This window comes from Pseudomonas sp. KH_046_1, assembly GCF_057839025.1.
Genome location: NZ_CM174481.1, coordinates 4251405 through 4271810 on the forward strand (window position 1 = coordinate 4251405; position 20406 = coordinate 4271810).

Sequence of the window (20406 nt, forward strand, 5' to 3'; positions counted from 1 at the left end):
ACTCGCCATCCATAGAGCGACCAGCCTGCGTGTCCATAAGCTGTTTAAGGAACTACATTTATCGTTAGCTGTTGCGCAAAAAGGGCAACCGGCTTTTCGAAGTGGGAGGACCAACATGTCCAGGCAGTCGAGCATCCGTTCCGAACTGGCCGACGCGCTCTTTCGTCTGCGCCGCAGCTTTTACTTGCTGGCAGGGTTCAGCGGCGTCATAAACGTCATGATGTTGACGCCAGCTATTTATATGCTGCAGGTCTATGATCGAGCCCTGGTCAGTCGCAACGTCACGACGCTGGCGATGTTGACGGTCCTGGTGGTGGGTCTGTTCCTGCTGATGTCCACGCTGGAAATGGTCCGCACCCGCGTACTGATCCGGGTCGGCAACTGCCTCGACATGGACCTCAACCGACGCATTTTCACCGCAGCATTCGAGCGCAACCTGAGCCGCGCCGGAGGTAACCCGGCCCAGGCCCTGCAGGACCTCGCCCAGGTTCGTCAGTTCGTCACCGGCAACTCCCTGTTCGCTTTCTTCGATGCACCGTGGACGCCGATCTACCTTCTGGTCGCCTATCTGATTCACCCAATACTCGGACTGATCACGCTGATCGGCTCGCTGATTCTGGTGGTCCTGGCCTGGCTCACCGAGAAGGCGACGCAGAAGCCATTGGCCGAAGCCAACCAGGCCGCCCTCTCCTCAGCCCAATACGCCAACAACAACTTGCGCAATGCCGAGGTCATCGAGGCCATGGGCATGCTGCCGTCGATCAGCAAGCGCTGGTACCAAAGCCATTTGCGTATTCTGGAAATGCAGACCCTGGCCTCCGACCGCGCCGCCATTATCAGCAGCACCGGGCGCTTCGTGCGGATCACTTTGCAGTCTCTGATCCTCGGCGCCGGCGCACTGCTGGCGATCGAAGGCAAGATCACACCGGGGATGATGATTGCCTGCTCGATCCTCACCGGCCGTGCTCTGGGCCCGGTGGAGCAGGTCATCGCGTCGTGGAAGCAACTGCTCGGCTGCCGTTCGGCCTGGGGGCGGCTCAACGAGATGCTGCAAGACTATCCCCGCAGGCCACCGAGCATGTCGCTGCAGCGGCCATTGGGCATGCTGGCCGTGGAGAATGTATATGCCGGTGCCCCCGGTACCAACAACACGATTCTGCGCGGAGTGAGCTTCAGTCTTGTCCCCGGTGAAAGCCTTGGCATTATCGGTCCATCCGCCTCGGGTAAATCCACCCTCGCGCGCCTGCTGGTCGGCGTCTGGCCGGCGCAGGCAGGCAAGGTGCGCCTGGACGGCGCAGACATATTCAACTGGAACAAGGGCGAACTTGGCCCCTGGCTCGGCTACCTGCCACAGGATGTGGAGCTGTTCGAGGGCACCATCGCCGACAACATTGCGCGCTTTGGCGAGGTAGACAGCGAAGCGGTCATCCGCGCCGCCAAGAGCTCTGGAGTGCACGAGATGATCCTGCGTTTTCCGCAGGGTTATGACACCCGCCTGGGCACCGATGGCAGCCCGCTTTCCGGTGGTCAGAAGCAACGCATCGCTTTGGCCCGCGCGCTGTATGGCGACCCCAATCTGATCGTACTGGATGAGCCGAACGCCAACCTCGACGACGTCGGCGAAAAAGCCCTGGTGGATGCGCTGGCCGAACTCAAGGACCGCGGCGCCACCGTCATTCTGATTTCTCACCGTCCCAACGTTCTCTGTGCCGTCGATAAGGTGCTGATGATGCGCGACGGCGGCGTGCAGATGCTCGGCACGCGCGATGAAGTATTCGCAGCGCTGCGCAAGGCCAGTGTGATCCCTGCAGGCGCGTCAACTCCGCTGGCCTCCGTCAAAGCACGGGAGTGACCGATCATGCAAATGAGCCAACATACCGAAATAATTCCCTCCGATCCCAAGAGCCTGATCGATCTGGATGTCCGTAAACCCGCGCGGTTAGGCATTTGGCTGGTGATCGCCGGCTTCGGCGGCTTTCTCCTGTGGTCCTGGTTGGCGCCGCTGGATGCCGGCGTGGTAGCGACAGGTACGGTCAAGGTCACCAGCAATCGCAAAGCCGTGCAGCATCTGAGCGGCGGTACCGTGGACGCCATTCTCGTTCGCGAAGGCGATCTGGTGACAAAAGGCCAGGAGGTGGTCCGTCTCGACTCGTTGCGTGCCCTTGCCGAACAGGGTGCGGTCAGCGCTCAGTACATCGTCAGCAAGACGGTGGAGAACCGACTGGAAGCGGAACGTGACAACCGCGACGTGGTGAAATTCGACCCTGAACTGCTCAAGCGCTTCAAGGATGACCAGCGCCTGGAAGCCGCCATGGACCTGCAACAGCGCCTGCTCGACACCCGGCGCGCCGGTCTCGCTGGCGAAATCAGCATCCTGCAGGAGAACCTGGCGGCGTCGGCCGTGCAGCTCAAGGGCCTGCAGCAGGTCTATAGCGCCCGCGCCTCGCAGATCAGCTTCCTCAACCAGGAACTGCAAGGCACCCGTGTGCTGGCGGCCGAAGGCTATGTGCCGCGCAACCGCCTGCTTGAGCTGGAACGCAGCAATGCCGACCTCTCTGCCGGCCAGGCCGAGAACCTCAACAACATCGCTCGCGTACGCAGCCAGACCACCGAAATCAAGCTGCGCATCCTGCAGCGCCAGCACGATTACCTGAAGGAAGTCGAATCGCAGTTGACCGACACTGCCAAGGAAAACACCACCCTGGCCGACCGCTTACGCGCGCTGGACTATGAAGTAACCCACACGGTGATCCGCTCGCCGATCGACGGCATGGTCCAGGCCCTGAGCATCGCCACCGTCGGCGGGATCATTCAGCCCGGCTTCAAGATCATGGAAATCGTTCCGGTCAACGAACCGTTGCAGGTCGACGCAATGATTCCCGTGCAGGCCATCGACAAGATGTTCCCCGGCCTGCCTGTGGACATTTCCTTTCCGGCCTTCAACCATGCCCAGACGCCAAACATCCCCGGCCGCGTGATGACCATCTCCGCCGACCGCCTGCTCGACGAGGAAAGCAAGGAGCCGTTCTATCTGGCCCAGGTGGAAGTCACCCCCGATGGCATGAGCCTGCTTGGAACCAATCATATTCGCCCTGGAATGCCCGCCAGCGTCACCATCAAGACAGGCGAACGCAATATGTTGAGCTATCTTCTTAAACCAATGCTCGAACGTGTGGACAGCTCATTCAAGGAACAATGAAATGGACCGTCATTGCCTGCTCTTCTGCCTGATGGGGTTGGCCTTGCCGGCCGACGCCATGGACCTCAAGCAAGCCTGGGATCTGTTGCAGTTCCAGGGCCCTATCTACCAGGCCGCCGTGCATGAGAAAGAGGCCGGCGGGGAAAACCGCGCCATCGGCACGGCCGGCCTGCTACCGCAGATCAACGCCTCGGCCTACGACAACAAGGTCAATGGCACACAACGCCAGAGCGGTATCGAAAGGGATCTCGACTACGACTCCAAGGGTGCAAACGTGCGCCTGCGCCAACCACTGTTCAACAAACAGAAAATGGCCGAGTACCGCCAGGGTCAGCAGCGTGCCGACTACAGCAACGCGGTATTCGATGCCAAGAGCCAGGATGCCGCGGTGCGCCTGGCCGAAAGCTATTTCGATGTGCTCCTGGCCAGCGAAACCATCACCCTGGCCAAGTCCAAGCTGAACGCCTTCGAAGAACAACTCGCCTCGGCGAAACGGCGCATGGAATTGGGGGCCGGCACCGTCACCGACATCGACGAGTCGGCCGCTCGCCGCGACCTCGCCGAAGCCGAGCTGATAGAAGCGCAAGACAACCTGGTCAACGCGCGCCGCAAGCTCGAGGAATACATCGGTGAAACCCCCGAGTCGCTGACCACCTTGCGTCCGAGCTTCGATACACCACCGCTGCTGCCGAGCAATCTGCAGGACTGGCTGGTCAAAGCCCAGACCGATAGCCCGCTGCTCCATGCGCGCCGCTATAGCCGCGACCTCGCCGAAGAAGAAGTGAAGCGCGCCAGGGCCGGCCACTGGCCAACCCTGGATTTCGTTGCGGGCTACACCGCGGGTGAGAGCCAATCACTCTCCGAGCTGAATCAACGCAACCGCTACAGTTCGATCGGACTGGAAGTCAATGTCCCGCTGTTCAGTGGTGGCGGCGTCAGCGCGCTGACACGCCAGGCCAGTTCCAATAGCGATAAGGCCACGGACGAACTCGACGCCGCGCGACAGGAAGTCATCACCGGAACCACCCGAGAGTTTCAAGGCATACTGAGCGGCGCCAAACGCATTCGCGCGCTGGAGAAGGCCGTAGCGTCCAACGAACGCTCACTGGCATCGTCACGCAAGGGTTTCAAGGAGGGCGGCACCAGCACCAACTCGGACGTTCTCAATGCCGAAGAACTGCTCTTCGTTGCGCGCCACGACCTGTTCGATGCCAAGTTGCGCTATTTGATGTCGCGCCTGCGCCTGGCCTCCTCGGTGGGCAGCCTGGGCGACGATGATATCGACCAGATCAACGACTACCTCGGCCCGGAACTGCTGGTCACCAAATAACGTTCACTTGCCAGCCGGTCTAGCCAAATGACGGCTGACCGGTGCTCCCCTTCCATGATCCCCACCCCGTCAATTCATCTCTCGTTTAACCCAGTCATTCATTGCTGCATCTCGGCGCAGAACGGCAACCACCAGCGAAAAAAACCGTCACCGCTGAAATTTGCCCACTAAGCCCTTGATTCCCTTTATGCTCGATCCAGTTCCTAATGAAAAGCCACGCCCGGCTCCAGGCTGTAAACTGTTTCCCCATGCGCAAACTTTTGTACCTGACATTTTCCATGGCGTTGCTCGCCGCCCTCACGACCTACGCGATGTGGGCCGCGGACCGGCCGGTGGGTCATTACCTTTCGGACCTGCGGATCAACCTGGCTGTCGACCAGGGTACGCCTGCGGACCGCGGCAATCTGTTGGGCATCCAGCCCGAACTGTTTCCTACCGATTATCAAAGCCCCGAGCGCTTGCACCGCAAGCTCGCGGCCTATCTGCAGGCAGCCCGGGACCAAGGCTTGTTGAACAGCAAGACCGTCGTCGTATTGCCGGAGCACGTCGGTACCTGGCTGATGGTCAGCGGCGAGAAGGATGAGCTGTATCAGGCCAGCACCCTCAAGGAGGCCATGAACTGGCTGGCGGTGAGCAATCCCCTGAAGTTCGCCAAGGCGTTGATCAACGCCGAGGGCGGCAACCGCCTGGACGATGCCCACCTGCGCATGAAAGCCAAGGCGATGGCCAGGGACTACCAGGCATTGTTCGGAGGGCTGGCCAAAGAATTCCACGTGACGCTGGTGGCGGGCTCTATCGTGCTGCCCGAACCAAGCATCATCGACGGCACTTTGAAAATCGGCCGCGGCGCGCTGTACAACAGCAGCGTGGTGTTCAACAGCGAGGGTTTGCCGATCGGCCAGCCCCAGCGTCAGATACACCCGTTCTTCGCTGAACAGAACGGGATCAAGGCGAACGGCGAGCACTCGCTCAACGTCGTTGATACCCCCGCAGGAAGGTTGGGCGTATTGATTGGCCACGACAGCTGGTACCCGGAAAACTACCTCAAGCTCAACGACCAAAGCGTACAACTGGTTGCGGTACCGGCCTTTGTTGCCGGCCGTGGCACCTGGGATCAACCGTGGCTCGGCTACAGGGGTTCGTTGGCGCCGGCATCGGTCAACTTGAAGCCTGGAGAAGTCAGTGAAGGCCAGGCCTGGCAGCGCCTGACCCTCACGACCCGGATGCCGGCCAGTCAAGCCGTCGCTGGCATGAGTGTGTTCCTGCGGGGTCAGTTCTGGGATCAGGCCAGCGCCGGGCATAGCTTTCTCAGCAGCAACGGCCAGCACTTTGCCGACGGCAACGCCCAGGGTGCGCGTTTGCTGAACCTCTGGTTGTAAGCCATGAAACCGCAGCCGATGCGCCTTGGCGATCTGTCAGTGGGCTTTGTTCATAGCCTGGCCGATGCCGTGCGCAGTCATGGCGTCGATCCACAGCCACTGCTCGATCAATACGGCCTTGATGCCGCGCGCCTGAGCGAAGCCGGTGCCCGGCTGTCGATACCGCGCTACATGCGCCTGGGCCACGGCGCCATTCAACTGACCGGCAACCCGGCCCTTGGCTTGCGCATGGGTCAGCTCAGTCGCCTGAGCCAGGCAGGCCTCGCTGGCATCACCGCGGCGCAGGCACCGACGGTACGAGAAGCCGCGCGCTGCCTGATTCGATTCGAAGCCTTGTATGGCTCCAATTATCGGGGTCAATCAAGCTTTCACGAAGACGCCCAGGGCGCCTGGCTGCGCTTCTATTCGATCAGCCCCTATAACGCCTATAACCGCTTTGTGGTGGATTCGATCATCGCCGGCTGGTTGCAGCAATTATCCAGTGTCAGCCCTGCCCCGCTGCGCGCCGAACGCATCGAGATCGAATTCGAGGAGCCCGGTTACCGCGCGGCCTATGACGTGTTGGGTGACTGTCCGATTCAGTTTGGCACAGAGCGCAATCAACTGCGCTTGAGCCTGGCAAGTCTCGCCCAGCGCAACCCCGAGCATTGCCCGAGTACCTGGCGGCATTTGCTGCAACTGTGTGAGCGGGAACTGGAACAACTGACACGCACCCGCAGCCTGCGTGAACGCATCATCGCGCTGCTGGGACCCTTGCTCAATGGTGGCCGGGAGCCCGACCTGCAAGAGGTGGCGGCACGCCTGAAGCTGCCCACCTGGACCTTGCGCCGCAAGCTCGCCGATGAAGGCACACAATTTCGTGCGATTCTCAACGACACCCGCCGCGACCTGGCCATGACTTACATACGCGACACCGAATTGGCGTTCGGAGAGATTGCCTACCTGCTGGGCTTTGCCTCAGCCGAAGCGTTTCAACGCGCTTTCAAACGCTGGAACGGGCAGACACCCGGCGAATTTCGCCGCAGCCATCGCCAATCCGCCTGATGCCTACAACTCGGTAGCGTCTTCCGCCGGCTCCAGTGGGTCCAGTTCGAATGCCTGGTACTCGAGCAGCTCTTCTTGATAATCGTCCATTTTTGAATCCCCAACCCTTATTGAAAAACGTCTGAATAAATGACCAATCCCTTGAGCATAAAGTGCCCGCGTGAAGGAAAAATGACGCGGACACGACACTCTGTCGCTACTGAATAAAACGTAGCAGCTGGTCAGGAATTTATCATTGGTTTTTTCGCGCAAGGCCGCAGAACAGCGGACCTTGTTGATGAGGGTCAATCTTTGCACCCGCTACGGGATCGTTACTCGTTGGCCGATCCCGTAACGCGATCGATCACTGGCCAGAGACAGGAATCGCCTGAATCGGCTCGCTCGGCGGTGGTATGTCCGTCGGGTTTGTCGGAGGCGTAATGGTTTCTGCCGAAGGTGCCGGTTCTGTGTTCTGAACCGGGGTAATCGGCGCCGCTTCAGGAGGCGGGGCAAGCGGCTCGGAGGCCGCTGGAGCCGCTTCAACGGGTGCAGGTGCCACAGGCTCTACCGCGGGAGCTGCTGCCGGGGCAGGTGCCAGCGGTGCCGGTGCCGCCTTGGCTTCAGGCATGCCCAGGTCCGTTTTCGGCTTTTCGGGGATGTGCGCAGCCTTTTTCGCTTCCGGCGGCAGGAACAGCTCGACCAGTGCGAAAAAACGCTCGTAGAACTTGGCAGACGATACGGTTTCGCTGGCGACCTTGACCATCGAGTCATCGGAGGAGCCGATCGGCATCGACACCGAGCCCAACACACCCACACCGAGACTGGCGGAGTTGTTGGTCTTCTTCAGCGCATAACGATCCTGCAGGGCATTGGCGAATACGGTCGCGTGATGCCCTTCGCTGCCGTCATCGGTACACACCACACTGAAGCTGATCTCCATGTGATTCTCGCCGGTCTGCTGAAAGCTCTTGTGACCGCTGACCAGCTTCGGATCGTTGCTGGTGATGATGTATCCCTGGCTGAGCAAGGCGCGACGGGCGGCTTCACAACTCTGGGTATCGGTGACCGGATAGTTGCGGGAAAAGGTACCGGAGTCGTCGAAATTCTCATGCTCATAGATGGCGGTCTTGTTCGATGAACAACCGGCCGCAGCGGCAAGCACGGCTGCCAACCCGACAACCCGCATGGGAAGTGATTTAAACATTGAACATCCTGAGGAAAACGGTTCGGGGCATATTGTGCAACAGATCGATGCTTAGCGGAGCATCGATCATGTCTTAAAACGGTTACAGGCTGATTGACCCCGGTTTTGTGCAAACGTCACCGCGGCAAATGACGTACGGCAAAACAAAAAAAAAGACCCCGGCCTTCCGGCCGGGGTCTTCTGTGCAGCGCTAAACCTGGTCAGGCATCAGTAACGCTTGATCTCCGCCTGGCTTTCCAGCTGCTTGCGGTAGGCCGCGAAGTCTTGCTGGCCGATGCGCGAAGCGAGGTAGCGACGATACTGCGCTTTCTCTTCTTCGGTCGGCGCCGCAGCTTCGTTCACGCCATTGAGGCGCACGATCATCAGGCTGCCATCAGTCAGCGTCACGCTGGTGAAGGTCGGCTTGTCCTTGGCCGCCGGCTTCGCCATGCGGAACAGCGCTTGCAGCACAGCAGGGTCAACCCCTTCCTGAGCGCGGGTCGCCGCTTCGGTGACTTTCCAGGCCTGGCCGTCGACCGCCTGATCCAGCGGGGTCTTGCCGTCGCGCAGGCTGGCAATCAGGGCGTCAGCCTTGGTCTTGGCATCGGCGCTGGCGTGTTCCTTGGCCAACTGCACACGGATCGCGGCAGAGACGCTTTCCAGCGGCAATTGCGAAGGCTTCAGGTGCTCCTTGGCACGCAACACGACCACGGTTTCCGGATCGAGCTCGATGGCGGTGCTGTTTGCGCCCTCATCCAGGACTTCCGGACTGAACGCAGCCGTGATCACGGCACGGTTGGCCGCAATACCCTCACCGCCTTCACGGCCGAACGGCTTGGACGTGTGGACGGTCAGCTTCAGGTCCTGCGCTGGCTGAGCCAGATCGGAGGCTTCGAACGAGGCGTCTTCCAGTTGCTTGGTCGCCTCGACAAAACGCTGTTCGACCTGCTGGGTCTTCAATTCGCGGGTCAGCTTGTCTTTGAGGCTGGCGAATGTCGGTACTTCAGGCGCTTCCACGCCCAACAGCTTGATCAGGTGGAAGCCGAAATCGGTGCGAACCGGCGCGGAAACCTGGTCCTTGGCCAACGAATACAGGGCTTTCTCGAACGCCGGGTCGTAGACGCCAGGACCGGCATAACCCAGGTCACCGCCGTTGTTCGCCGAACCCGGATCCTGGGAGAACTCCTTGGCCAGAGCCTCGAATTTCTCGCCCTTGGCCAGACGGGCCTGGATCTCTTCGATCTTCGCCTTGGCTTGCGCCTCGGTGGTCTTGTCGTTCACTTCGATCAGAATGTGCGCCGCCTGGCGTTGCTCGGACAGGTTCGCGATTTCTTTCTGATAGGCCGCCTGCAGGTCTTCGTCATTGACGCTGACCTGATCGAAGAAGGAAGCCTTCTTCAGTTCGAGGTAATCGATGACCACCTGATCCGGCGTCATGAATTCCTTGGCGTGCTCGTCGTAGTAGGCCTTGACCTCATCGTCGGTCAGCTTCACCGCTGCCGGGTCGGCCTTGATGTTCAGGGAGGCGAAATCGCGGGTCTGTTTTTCCAGACGGGCAAACGCCAGTACCTGTGCATCGGTCACGAAACCGCTACCGGCCACACCGGCACGCAGCTGACCAATCAGCATTTCCTGAGCCAGCATCTGGCGGAATTGCATGCGGCTATAGCCGAGTTGGCGAATCACCTGGTCGAAACGCTCGGAGCTGAACTTGCCATCCACCTGAAATTCAGGCGTTTGCAGGATGACCTGATCCAGAGCCGCTTCGGAAAAAGCGAATTTCGAACTTTCTGCGCCTTGCAGCAGCAGTTTGCGATCGATCAGACCCTTGAGAGCCGACTCGCGCAGCATTTTTTCATCGAGCAAGGAAGCGTCGAAATCCTTGCCGAGCTGTTGCATGAGCTGACGGCGTTGCATATCGACCGCCTGGCTCAGCTCGTTCTGGCTGATTTCTTCGCCATTGACCTTCGCCGCTTCATTCTTGGTCGTCGTGGCCTGAAAAATGGCGTCGAAACCGGTCAAAGCCATCAGTGCAACGATGACCCCGATAATAGTCTTGGCAATCCAGCCTTGTGAATTGTCCCTGATATTCTGCAGCATGCGTCCCCCAGAAACGGTTGAACTTCAAAATTAGGCAACCGTGGAGCGTGGGTAGAATCCGAATAGAAGAAAGGCGCATCCGAGGATGCGCCTTCTCGTAACTGGCGGAGCGGATCGAGGGCTCGAACTGGCGACCCTCGGTGTCTTGAACCGGCGACCTGCAGTCAGGACTGCCGCTCCGCTGCCAAGTCAGGCATGACCCCGACCCGGATGGGTAAAACCTGAATCGAACTTAGTTGACAGCTTCTTTCAGTGCTTTACCGGCTTTGAAACCTGGTTTTTTGGCTGCTGCGATTTCCAGCGTCTTACCGGTCTGTGGGTTACGACCAATGCGAGCTGGACGATCAGTTACGGAGAAAGTACCGAAACCAACCAGAACAACAGAGTCGCCAGCCTTGAGAGCGCCAGTGACGGATTCGATTACAGCGTCCAGCGCACGGCCAGCAGCAGCTTTCGGGATATCAGCGGATGCAGCGATAGCATCAATCAGTTCCGACTTGTTCACTCTAAGTCCCCTTATATCTATTTGAGTATGATTCTAAGTTTTTTTGGTGAAAGCAAAAACGAGTGCTGAATGGCCTACAGACACTTAAGAGCCGCTTTATAACAAGGGCTCTAAAAAGCTGTCAAGAAAGCCCCCCAGGCAAATACGTACTAATGCGTGCTAATTCTTTCCTTAGAATCTGCGTCGCGTTTCTCATCCTTCGCGACTATCTCCGGAGCCACGTCCGGCAAGGGCTCCGGCGCGTATTGCAACGCAATTTGCAGGACCTCGTCAATCCATTTAACCGGTTTAATCTGTAGATCCTGCTTGATATTGTCCGGAATCTCTTTGAGATCGCGCACATTCTCTTCAGGAATGATCACGGTCTTGATTCCGCCACGATGGGCAGCCAGCAGTTTTTCTTTCAAGCCGCCAATGGCCAGTACCTGGCCACGCAAAGTAATTTCGCCGGTCATGGCGACATCCGCGCGAACCGGAATGCCGGTCAATGCCGATACCAAGGCCGTGCACATGCCCACGCCGGCGCTAGGACCGTCCTTTGGAGTCGCCCCTTCCGGCATATGGATGTGCGTGTCACGCTTCTCATGGAAGTCCAGGGGGATCCCCAGGCTCTTCGCCCGACTGCGGACAACGGTCAGGGCCGCGGTGATCGATTCGACCATCACGTCACCCAGGGAACCGGTCTTGATCAACTGGCCTTTACCCGGCACGACAGCGGCTTCGATGGTCAGCAATTCGCCGCCCACTTGGGTCCACGCCAGCCCGGTCACCTGGCCAATCTGATCCTGCTGCTCGGCCAGGCCGTAGCGGAATTTGCGCACGCCCAGGAAGTGTTCCAGCATGTCTGCGGTAACCTTCACCGAGAAGCGTTTTTCCAGCGCATGCTCCTTGACGGCCTTGCGGCAGACCTTGGCAATCTGGCGCTCCAGCCCGCGCACACCGGCTTCACGGGTGTAATAGCGGATGATGTCGCGGATCGCTTCTGCGTCAAACTCCAGCTCGCCTTTCTTCAGGCCGTTGGCCGTGATCTGCTTCGGCGAAAGGTATTTGACGGCGATGTTGATCTTCTCGTCTTCGGTGTAGCCCGGCAGACGGATCACTTCCATCCGGTCCAGCAACGCCGGCGGGATGTTCATCGAGTTAGAGGTGCAAAGGAACATCACATCGGACAGGTCGTAATCGACTTCCAGATAGTGATCGTTAAAGTTGTGGTTCTGCTCGGGATCGAGCACTTCCAGCAACGCCGATGCCGGATCGCCCCGCATGTCGCTGCCCATTTTGTCGATTTCATCGAGCAGGAACAGCGGGTTGCGAACCCCCACTTTTGTCATTTTTTGAATCAATCTTCCTGGCATCGAACCGATGTAAGTACGGCGATGACCACGAATTTCCGCCTCATCACGCACACCGCCGAGGGCCATGCGCACGAATTTGCGGTTGGTGGCGTGAGCAATCGACTCCGCCAGGGACGTTTTACCCACCCCTGGAGGACCGACCAGGCACAACACCGGACCACGAATTTTTTTCACGCGCTTTTGCACGGCGAGGTATTCGAGGATGCGTTCCTTGACCTCTTCGAGGCCATAGTGATCGGCATCCAGAATGTCTTCTGCACGCGCCAGGTCCAGGCGCACCTTGCTCTGGGCCTTCCACGGCACCTGAACCAGCCAGTCGATGTACGAACGCACCACGGTCGCTTCCGCGGACATCGGCGACATCTGCTTGAGCTTGTTCAGCTCGGCCGTCGCCTTGGCCAGCGCGTCTTTCGGCAGACCGGCGGCATCAATACGCTTTTTCAGCTCCTCGACTTCGTTGTGACCTTCGTCGCTGTCGCCGAGCTCTTTCTGAATGGCCTTCATCTGCTCATTCAGGTAGTACTCGCGCTGACTGCGTTCCATTTGTTTTTTGACGCGGCCGCGAATGCGTTTTTCGACTTGCAGCAGATCGATCTCGGCATCCAGCAACGCCAGGACGTGCTCGACCCGGGCCGACAAATCGATGATTTCGAGGATTTCCTGCTTCTGTTCGATTTTCAGCGCCATGTGCGCGGCCATGGTGTCCACCAGGCGGCCTGGCTCATCGATGCTGTTGAGCGACGACAGGACTTCAGCCGGGACTTTCTTGCCCAACTGCACATATTGCTCGAACTGGGACAGCAGGCTGCGAACGAACACTTCCGACTCGCGCTCTGGTGCTTCAACTTCGTCGATCAGGGAGACTTCGGCACGGCAGTGGCCGTCCACTTCGCTGAAGCGCTCAACGGCGCCCCGCTGCTCGCCTTCGACCAGAACCTTGACCGTTCCATCAGGCAGCTTCAGCAGCTGCAGAACGGTGGCAATCGTACCAACGCGGTACAGGGCCTCTTCACCGGGATCGTCGTCAGCCGGGTTTCTCTGGGCCAGCAGAAGAATCTGCTTGTCACCCGTCATCGCAGCTTCGAGGGCTTCGATGGATTTCTCGCGCCCCACGAACAGCGGGATAACCATGTGCGGATAAACCACGACATCACGCAATGGCAGGAGAGGCAATTCGATGGTTGTCTTCATGATTTCGCCTCTACGGCGGCCGCAAGGCCGTAAACAGATGGAAGTAAGCTTGAAACCAAGATGGGGGCTGCCTTGGAAAAAAACAAGCGGATAAAAGGTCCACTTGAAAGATTGCAGCTTACGAAAGCTGCTGCGATGGGTCGGATACGCCTTCAAGGACCGCCATCGCTGGCAAATCAACGCCTGCAGGCCAGGTCCCAAATAGCAAAGGGGCCCGAAGGCCCCTTCTTTATTCAAGCTGCGTGACGCTTAAGCGTCTGGCGCGGCCTTGGCGGTCGGCTCACTGTTTTCATAGATATACAGTGGCTTGGACTTGCCTTCTATCACGCTTTCATCGATCACTACTTTGCTCACCTCCGATTGCGAGGGGATTTCATACATAGTGTCGAGCAATACACCTTCGAGAATCGAACGCAGGCCACGGGCACCGGTTTTACGCTCCAGGGCACGCTTGGCGACCGATTTCAGAGCGTCGGTGCGGAATTCCAGATCCACGCCTTCCATCTCGAACAGCTTGGCATACTGCTTGGTCAGGGCATTTTTCGGCTCGGTGAGGATCTGCATCAACGCAGCCTCGTCAAGCTCGTCCAGCGTGGCAAGTACCGGCAGACGACCGACGAATTCAGGGATCAGACCAAACTTGACCAGATCGTCAGGCTCGACTTCACGCAGGGATTCACCGACTTTCTTGCCTTCTTCCTTGCTGCGCACTTCTGCGTTGAAACCGATGCCACCCTTGGTGGAACGGTTTTGAATGACCTTCTCAAGACCAGAGAACGCACCACCGCAGATGAACAGGATGTTACGGGTGTCGACCTGCAGGAATTCCTGTTGCGGATGCTTGCGACCACCTTGTGGCGGAACGGAAGCGACCGTGCCTTCGATCAACTTGAGCAGGGCCTGCTGCACGCCTTCACCGGAAACGTCCCGGGTAATCGACGGGTTGTCAGACTTGCGCGAAATCTTGTCGATTTCATCGATGTAGACAATGCCCATCTGGGCTTTTTCCACGTCGTAATCGCATTTCTGCAGCAGCTTCTGAATGATGTTCTCGACATCTTCACCCACGTAACCCGCCTCGGTGAGGGTGGTTGCGTCGGCGATGGTGAACGGAACGTTCAGCAAACGGGCCAGTGTTTCGGCAAGCAGGGTCTTACCCGAGCCTGTCGGGCCGATCAGCAAAATGTTGCTCTTGCCGAGTTCGACGTCGTCATTCTTTTTGTCACGCTGGTTCAGGCGCTTGTAGTGGTTGTACACCGCTACGGCCAGAACCTTTTTCGCACGCTCCTGACCAATCACATACTGATCAAGGATGCCGCTGATTTCTTTAGGCGAAGGCAATTTATGCGCGCTGCTTTCGGCCTGTGCTTCCTGCACCTCCTCGCGGATGATGTCGTTGCACAGGTCGACGCACTCGTCGCAGATAAAGACCGAGGGGCCGGCAATCAACTTGCGTACTTCATGCTGGCTTTTGCCACAGAAGGAGCAATAGAGCAGCTTGCCGTTGTCCTCGCCGTTGCGGGTGTCAGTCATTCGTTCGATCCAAATCCGATAGGCTTGCAACACAAGATGAAGGCTATTGCGGGCTTTTTCAAGCCCGCTGGTGATCGGACCCGCCGACCAACCTTATTTTGAGCTGCTTATTTTAAGCAGGGCGCTGGCTGATCACTTCATCGATCAACCCGTACTCACGCGCGGCTTCTGCACTCATGAAATTGTCGCGGTTGGTATCGCGCTCGATTTCTTCAAGAGTACGCCCGCTATGCAGGGCCATCAGCGTGTTGAGACGCTCGCGAATGAAGAGGATTTCCTTGGCATGGATTTCGATATCCGACGCCTGGCCCTGGAAACCGCCCAGTGGCTGGTGAATCATCACACGCGAGTTCGGCAGGCAGTAGCGCTTGCCTTTTGCACCGGCCGTCAGCAGGAACGCACCCATGCTGCACGCCTGACCGATACAGGTGGTCGCCACGTTGGGCTTGATGAACTGCATGGTGTCGTAGATCGACATGCCCGCCGTCACCGAACCGCCCGGGGAGTTGATATAGAGATGGATGTCCTTGTCCGGGTTTTCCGCTTCAAGGAACAGCAGTTGCGCACAGATCAGGTTGGCCATGTAGTCCTCTACCGGACCAACCAGAAAGATCACCCGCTCCTTGAGGAGACGCGAGTAGATGTCGTAGGCGCGCTCGCCACGAGCGGACTGCTCGACAACCATCGGGACCAGGCCGCCTGCGGCCTGGATATCAGAGTTCTGCTGAATATACGAATTACGGAACATGCTCTGCAGTCACTCCCAAATAGTTATGTCTTGAATACGCATAAGCCAGCTCGAAGGCTGGCTTATGGTGTTTGCTTCTTACCGCAAAAACAATCAGTCGGCTTGTGGAGCTTCTACCGGCTTGACCGCTTCTTCGTAAGAGACCGATTTGTCGGTCACGCTAGCTTTCTGCAGAACAGTATCCACAACTTGCTCTTCCAGCACAACCGAGCGAACTTCGTTCAGTTGCTGGTCGTTCTTGTAGTACCAGGACACAACTTGCTCAGGCTCCTGGTAGGCCGAAGCCATTTCCTGAATCATCTCGCGAACGCGGGTTTCGTCAGGCTTGAGGTCGAATTGCTTGACCACTTCAGCCACGATCAGGCCCAGCACTACACGGCGCTTGGCTTGCTCTTCGAACAGCTCGGCCGGCAGTTGGTCAGGCTTGATGTTGCCACCGAACTGCTGAACAGCCTGCACGCGCAGACGGTCAACTTCGTTGGACAGCAGGGCCTTTGGCACTTCGATCGGGTTGGTGGCCAGCAGACCGTCCATTACCTGATTCTTGACCTTGGATTTGATCGCCTGACGCAGTTCACGCTCCATGTTCTTGCGAACTTCGGCGCGGAAGCCTTCCAGACCGGTCTCCTTGATGCCGAATTGAGCGAAGAATTCTTCGGTCAGTTCTGGCAGCTTTGGCTCGGAAACGGTGTTGACGGTCACGGTGAACTCGGCGGTTTTGCCAGCCAGGTCCAGGTTCTGATAGTCCTCTGGGAAAGTCAGGTTCAGAACGCGCTCTTCACCGGCTTTTGCGCCAACCAGGCCATCTTCGAAACCAGGGATCATGCGGCCGGAACCCAGAACCAGCTGAGTACCCTTGGCGGAACCGCCAGCGAACACTTCACCGTCGACTTTGCCGACGAAATCGATGTTCAGCTGGTCTTCGTTTTGAGCGGCGCGATCGGCCACTTCGAAACGGGTGTTCTGCTTGCGCAGGATGTCCAGCATCTTGTCCAGATCGGCATCAGACACGTCAGCGCTCAGACGCTCGACGGTGATACCTTCGAAACCGGCAACGGTGAACTCAGGGAACACTTCGAATACGGCTACGTATTCCAGGTCCTTGCCCGCTTCCAGGGATTTAGGCTCGATCGAAGGCTGGCCAGCCGGGTTCAGCTTCTGCTCAACCACAGCTTCGTAGAAAGAAGACTGGATCACGTCGCCTACAGCTTCCTGGCGAGCGTCAGCACCGAAACGGCGCTTGATTTCGCTCATTGGCACTTTGCCTGGACGGAAGCCAGCAATCTTGGCCTTTTGGGCGGTCTGCTGCAGACGCTTGTTGACCTGGCTCTCGATGCGCTCAGCCGGCACGGTGACGCTCATGCGGCGCTCAAGAGCAGTAGTATTTTCAACAGAAACTTGCATGGATATTCCTCGTTGCACAGACGTTAGCCGGCCGTTTCCGACCCCAGAATCAAGGGCATGCATTCTAGTGGGTCAAACTCAAGAAGTCACCCTACTGAAAACGGGTAAAAACGCAGCAGGCAATTTATAGGTGCGAATGCACGAATGCACCTCGCCCCGATGGCAAATACAACCAATCACGCCAGGGCTCTGCGCCAACCTTTCCATATATAGAGGAGGACGCCAACCATCTCCCTGACGACCGAGCTCGCAAGCGAGGCCGGCGGACAACACAGCATCATCGAGAAACATAAATACGACGAAACGCCCTGCCCTTGCGACCCAAAACCTGCGGCCGCCGAAACAAAAAAGGCGCCAGACTTTTCAATCTGGCGCCTTTCGAAATATGGGGTGGACGATGGGGATCGAACCCACGACAACGGGAGTCACAATCCCGTGCTCTACCAACTGAGCTACGCCCACCATATTGCCTGTTAAAGAAGCCAAACAAACTTCTTTATCAAGCTCCAGCCAGGCCAAGTGCCTGAGTGAAGCTTTAATTGGTGCGGATGAAGAGACTCGAACTCTTACGCCTCGCGGCGCTGGAACCTAAATCCAGTGTGTCTACCAATTCCACCACATCCGCGGGTGAAGCCTTTAAAGCAAAGGCGCCAGACTGTTAATCTGGCGCCTTTCGAAATATGGGGTGGACGATGGGGATCGAACCCACGACAACGGGAGTCACAATCCCGTGCTCTACCAACTGAGCTACGCCCACCATATCGCGTTACTTGTGCCAAAGCTGCCTAATGGCGCACCCGGCAGGACTCGAACCTGCGACCATCCGCTTAGAAGGCGGATGCTCTATCCAGCTGAGCTACGGGCGCCTTGTTAGCTGTAACCTTGGAGGACTACAAACTAAGTGCTTTCCAGTCTTGCAGAATAGTAATCCCGCTCAACCTTCCTAACCAGTGCTAGGCTGTGCCCGACAAGTGCGACGAATAGTATAGAGCCACCCGAAGGTCGTCAAATCCTTTTTAAAAAAAATTCATTTAATTAAAGGAGTTAGGGGAATTTGCAGACCAAGCGCCTTTGCCCTCACCGCATGACATGCGAGAATGCGTTCTCTTTTTTTCCCCTCTCGATGGTTAATCACGCGCAATGACTGCACAACTTATCGACGGCAAATCGATCGCCGCCAGCCTGCGCCAGCAGATCGCCCAACGTGTCACCGAGCGTCGCCAGCAAGGCCTGCGCACGCCCGGCCTTGCGGTGATCCTGGTCGGCAGCGATCCTGCCTCTCAGGTTTATGTCTCGCACAAGCGTAAAGACTGTGAAGAGGTCGGCTTTCTATCCCAAGCCTATGACCTGCCTTCCGAAACCACTCAAGAAGCGCTGACCGAGCTGATCGATCGCCTGAACGACGATCCTGCAATCGACGGCGTCCTGCTTCAGCTTCCGCTTCCCGAACACCTGGACGCCTCCAGGCTGCTGGAGCGCATTCGTCCGGATAAAGACGTCGACGGTTTCCATCCTTATAACGTCGGTCGCCTGGCCCAGCGTATCCCGCTGCTGCGCCCATGCACCCCCAAAGGCATCATGACCCTGCTGGAAAGCACCGGTGTCGACCTTTACGGGATGAATGCCGTGGTTGTCGGCGCGTCCAATATCGTTGGCCGCCCGATGGCCATGGAATTGTTGCTGGCCGGTTGCACCGTGACGGTCACCCACCGCTTTACCAAGGACCTGGCCGGCCATGTCGGCCGTGCGGACCTGGTCGTCGTCGCAGCCGGCAAGCCGGGCCTGGTCAAGGGCGAATGGATCAAGGAAGGCGCGATCGTGATCGATGTCGGCATCAACCGCCAGGACGACGGCAAGCTGGTCGGTGACGTGATCTACGAAACCGCCCTGCCCCGCGCCGGTTGGATCACTCCGGTACCGGGCGGCGTAGGCCCGATGACCCGTGCCTGCCTGCTGGAAAACACCCTGTACGCCGCTGAAACCCTGCACAGCTGAGTTTCAACGCGCACGCTGTCAGCGTGACAAGGAACCCCGCCCTGGCGGGGTTTTTTTTGCCCACGGAAAACACCGACCGCTCGCCGGAAAATGACTTTTTTTTCATGTTTCTCAGGACTTTCACCTGCTACTTGATCAACCATCGACAGTTATTCAGCCATACTCCAGAATGTCGCGCTTTTTGGGAAATAGCCCGTTACAAAACGGCTTATCAATACATTATGAGTCTGCCAGCGTGAAAATCCGTCTTTCCATCCTGAGCCTATTTTTTGCAGTTACAGGGACTTTCATCACGCCAATCGCCAGCGCTGGCGAAACCACCGCAGCGCCTCGAAATACCTCGCAACTCAAGCTCGCTTCCGGCAGCTCTTTACTGCTGGATATGCAGACCAACAAAGTCATCTATGCCAGCAATCCGGACGTCGTCGTCCCCATCGCGTCCGTCAGCAAGCTGATGACCGGCCTGGTCGTGGTTGAAGCCCGGCAAAACATGGATGAATACATCAACATCAACATCAGCGACACACCGGAAATGAAAGGTGTGTACTCCCGGGTCAAGCTCAAGAGCGAACTGCCGCGCCGGGAGATGCTGCTGATTGCCCTGATGTCATCTGAAAACCGAGCCGCTGCAAGCCTGGCCCACCACTATCCGGGTGGCTATGTCGCGTTCATTGCTGCAATGAACGCCAAGGCCCGGGCCTTGGGCATGACCAATACCCATTTCGTCGAGCCGACAGGTCTCTCGCCGCGCAACGTTTCGACCGCTCGCGATTTGAGCAAACTGTTGATCGCCGCGCACAAGTACCCGCTGCTGACCGAGCTGAGTACAACCAAGGAAAAGACCGTTTCGTTTCGCAAACCCAACTACAGCCTGGGTTTCCGTAACACCGACCATTTGGTCCGCAAGCCGGACTGGGACATCCAGCTGACAAAAACCGGTTTCACCAACGAAGCAGGTCACTGCCTGGTGCTGGTGACCCGAATGAGTAACCGCCCGGTGGCCTTGGTGATCCTTGACGCCTATGGCAAGTACACCCATTTTGCCGATGCCACGCGCATGCGTAATTGGGTAGAGAGCGGAAAGAGCGCGGACGTGCCTTCCGTAGCCTTGCAGTACAAGGCAGACAAGAACCTCAAGCAGCGGCAGAGTGGCGTGGTTGAAGCGTCGAAGTAACCCTGCTGCAAACGCATGAAAAAGCCCCGATCATTCGGGGCTTTTTTTCGCCAGACACTCAGTCGTTGGGCAGCGGCATCTGGTCGTCATCCGGAATACCGTCGCCGGCACTTGGATCTCTCCACCCCTTCGGCTTTTCAGTGGGCACTACCGTTGGCCGCGCCAGGGGATCCCTCAACGGGCTGTCGGGATCCATCACCGGATCGGTGCTTTGCTCGGGGGTTGTGGGGACGGTTTCCGGACGTTTGTCGTCGAAACTGGAATCGGTAGACATACGCACCTCCATC

At 58.1% G+C, this 20406-nt stretch carries 16 protein-coding genes and 4 tRNA genes; 7 read left to right on the plus strand and 13 right to left on the minus strand.

Features of this window, described 5'->3' with window-relative positions; translation table 11 throughout:
* The first annotated feature begins 115 nt into the window (after positions 1-115).
* The 5 genes from AC3IT9_RS19510 to AC3IT9_RS19530 all read left to right on the plus strand — a co-directional run bounded on the left by AC3IT9_RS19510 (position 116) and on the right by AC3IT9_RS19530 (position 6952).
* Positions 116-1852 carry a type I secretion system permease/ATPase gene (locus AC3IT9_RS19510; protein ID WP_489270768.1) on the plus strand — a complete coding sequence of 579 codons (1737 nt, stop codon included), beginning with the start codon at positions 116-118 and terminating at the stop codon, positions 1850-1852.
* 6 nt (positions 1853-1858) lie between these two features.
* Positions 1859-3199 carry an HlyD family type I secretion periplasmic adaptor subunit gene (locus AC3IT9_RS19515; protein ID WP_489270770.1) on the plus strand — a complete coding sequence of 447 codons (1341 nt, stop codon included), beginning with the start codon at positions 1859-1861 and terminating at the stop codon, positions 3197-3199.
* Position 3200: 1 nt separating this feature from the next.
* Positions 3201-4529 carry a TolC family outer membrane protein gene (locus AC3IT9_RS19520; protein ID WP_150753032.1) on the plus strand — a complete coding sequence of 443 codons (1329 nt, stop codon included), beginning with the start codon at positions 3201-3203 and terminating at the stop codon, positions 4527-4529.
* A gap of 248 nt (positions 4530-4777) precedes the next feature.
* On the plus strand, positions 4778-5908 hold the full coding sequence (locus tag AC3IT9_RS19525; protein ID WP_489270771.1) for a carbon-nitrogen hydrolase family protein: 1131 nt from the start codon (positions 4778-4780) through the stop codon (positions 5906-5908).
* A gap of 3 nt (positions 5909-5911) precedes the next feature.
* Positions 5912-6952, plus strand: a complete 1041-nt coding sequence (locus AC3IT9_RS19530) for an AraC family transcriptional regulator (RefSeq protein ID WP_489270773.1) — start codon at positions 5912-5914, stop codon at positions 6950-6952.
* 3 nt (positions 6953-6955) lie between these two features.
* On the opposite strand, the gene AC3IT9_RS19535 is transcribed toward AC3IT9_RS19530, so the two are convergent.
* The 12 genes from AC3IT9_RS19535 to AC3IT9_RS19590 form a co-directional block, all read right to left on the minus strand.
* On the minus strand, positions 6956-7240 hold the full coding sequence (locus tag AC3IT9_RS19535; RefSeq protein WP_489270774.1) for a hypothetical protein: 285 nt from the start codon (positions 7238-7240) through the stop codon (positions 6956-6958).
* Between the two features lie 55 nt (positions 7241-7295).
* On the minus strand, positions 7296-8135 hold the full coding sequence (locus AC3IT9_RS19540; protein ID WP_489270776.1) for a DUF2242 domain-containing protein: 840 nt from the start codon (positions 8133-8135) through the stop codon (positions 7296-7298).
* Positions 8136-8342: 207 nt separating this feature from the next.
* Positions 8343-10214 carry a SurA N-terminal domain-containing protein gene (locus AC3IT9_RS19545; RefSeq protein WP_489270777.1) on the minus strand — a complete coding sequence of 624 codons (1872 nt, stop codon included), beginning with the start codon at positions 10212-10214 and terminating at the stop codon, positions 8343-8345.
* A gap of 232 nt (positions 10215-10446) precedes the next feature.
* Positions 10447-10719, minus strand: a complete 273-nt coding sequence (locus tag AC3IT9_RS19550) for an HU family DNA-binding protein (RefSeq protein WP_002552737.1) — start codon at positions 10717-10719, stop codon at positions 10447-10449.
* Between the two features lie 149 nt (positions 10720-10868).
* Positions 10869-13265: an endopeptidase La gene (gene lon, locus AC3IT9_RS19555; protein WP_008048849.1), complete on the minus strand. Its 2397-nt coding sequence runs from the start codon at positions 13263-13265 to the stop codon at positions 10869-10871.
* Between the two features lie 249 nt (positions 13266-13514).
* Positions 13515-14798 (minus strand): ATP-dependent Clp protease ATP-binding subunit ClpX, encoded by a 1284-nt coding sequence (gene clpX, locus AC3IT9_RS19560; RefSeq protein ID WP_008048848.1) that lies wholly within the window; start codon positions 14796-14798, stop codon positions 13515-13517.
* Positions 14799-14910: 112 nt separating this feature from the next.
* Positions 14911-15546: an ATP-dependent Clp endopeptidase proteolytic subunit ClpP gene (gene clpP / locus AC3IT9_RS19565; protein ID WP_150725877.1), complete on the minus strand. Its 636-nt coding sequence runs from the start codon at positions 15544-15546 to the stop codon at positions 14911-14913.
* A gap of 93 nt (positions 15547-15639) precedes the next feature.
* Entirely contained in the window at positions 15640-16950 is a 1311-nt protein-coding gene (gene tig, locus AC3IT9_RS19570; protein ID WP_057714092.1) for a trigger factor, read from the minus strand.
* A 386-nt stretch (positions 16951-17336) separates the two neighbouring features.
* Positions 17337-17412: transfer RNA gene (locus AC3IT9_RS19575), tRNA-His, on the minus strand.
* Positions 17413-17490: 78 nt separating this feature from the next.
* Positions 17491-17575, minus strand: a tRNA-Leu gene (locus AC3IT9_RS19580).
* 56 nt (positions 17576-17631) lie between these two features.
* Positions 17632-17707, minus strand: a tRNA-His gene (locus AC3IT9_RS19585).
* Between the two features lie 32 nt (positions 17708-17739).
* Positions 17740-17816 (minus strand) — tRNA-Arg (locus AC3IT9_RS19590).
* A 274-nt stretch (positions 17817-18090) separates the two neighbouring features.
* On the opposite strand from AC3IT9_RS19590, the gene folD reads away from it, so the two are divergent.
* Together folD and pbpG are read left to right on the plus strand one after the other, a co-directional pair.
* The gene (gene folD / locus AC3IT9_RS19595) at positions 18091-18945 is read left to right on the plus strand and encodes a bifunctional methylenetetrahydrofolate dehydrogenase/methenyltetrahydrofolate cyclohydrolase FolD (protein ID WP_008001570.1); all 855 of its coding nucleotides are present in this window, start codon (positions 18091-18093) and stop codon (positions 18943-18945) included.
* A gap of 235 nt (positions 18946-19180) precedes the next feature.
* Positions 19181-20119, plus strand: a complete 939-nt coding sequence (gene pbpG, locus AC3IT9_RS19600) for a D-alanyl-D-alanine endopeptidase (RefSeq protein WP_150725876.1) — start codon at positions 19181-19183, stop codon at positions 20117-20119.
* A 58-nt stretch (positions 20120-20177) separates the two neighbouring features.
* On the opposite strand, the gene AC3IT9_RS19605 is transcribed toward pbpG, so the two are convergent.
* The gene (locus AC3IT9_RS19605; protein WP_150753039.1) at positions 20178-20393 is read right to left on the minus strand and encodes a hypothetical protein; all 216 of its coding nucleotides are present in this window, start codon (positions 20391-20393) and stop codon (positions 20178-20180) included.
* Positions 20394-20406: the final 13 nt, after the last annotated feature.

What these genes read in the sequence shown, in the direction of transcription:
- AC3IT9_RS19530 (WP_489270773.1), top strand. Translation starts at nt 5,912, where the DNA reads ATGAAACCGCAGCCGATGCGCCTTGGCGATCTGTCAGTGGGCTTTGTT.
- AC3IT9_RS19515 (WP_489270770.1), top strand. Translation starts at nt 1,859, where the DNA reads ATGCAAATGAGCCAACATACCGAAATAATTCCCTCCGATCCCAAGAGC.
- AC3IT9_RS19540 (WP_489270776.1), bottom strand. Translation starts at nt 8,135, where the DNA reads ATGTTTAAATCACTTCCCATGCGGGTTGTCGGGTTGGCAGCCGTGCTT.
- lon (WP_008048849.1), bottom strand. Translation starts at nt 13,265, where the DNA reads ATGAAGACAACCATCGAATTGCCTCTCCTGCCATTGCGTGATGTCGTG.
- folD (WP_008001570.1), top strand. Translation starts at nt 18,091, where the DNA reads ATGACTGCACAACTTATCGACGGCAAATCGATCGCCGCCAGCCTGCGC.
- clpP (WP_150725877.1), bottom strand. Translation starts at nt 15,546, where the DNA reads ATGTTCCGTAATTCGTATATTCAGCAGAACTCTGATATCCAGGCCGCA.
- AC3IT9_RS19520 (WP_150753032.1), top strand. Translation starts at nt 3,201, where the DNA reads ATGGACCGTCATTGCCTGCTCTTCTGCCTGATGGGGTTGGCCTTGCCG.
- tig (WP_057714092.1), bottom strand. Translation starts at nt 16,950, where the DNA reads ATGCAAGTTTCTGTTGAAAATACTACTGCTCTTGAGCGCCGCATGAGC.
- AC3IT9_RS19545 (WP_489270777.1), bottom strand. Translation starts at nt 10,214, where the DNA reads ATGCTGCAGAATATCAGGGACAATTCACAAGGCTGGATTGCCAAGACT.
- AC3IT9_RS19510 (WP_489270768.1), top strand. Translation starts at nt 116, where the DNA reads ATGTCCAGGCAGTCGAGCATCCGTTCCGAACTGGCCGACGCGCTCTTT.
- AC3IT9_RS19525 (WP_489270771.1), top strand. Translation starts at nt 4,778, where the DNA reads ATGCGCAAACTTTTGTACCTGACATTTTCCATGGCGTTGCTCGCCGCC.
- clpX (WP_008048848.1), bottom strand. Translation starts at nt 14,798, where the DNA reads ATGACTGACACCCGCAACGGCGAGGACAACGGCAAGCTGCTCTATTGC.
- AC3IT9_RS19605 (WP_150753039.1), bottom strand. Translation starts at nt 20,393, where the DNA reads ATGTCTACCGATTCCAGTTTCGACGACAAACGTCCGGAAACCGTCCCC.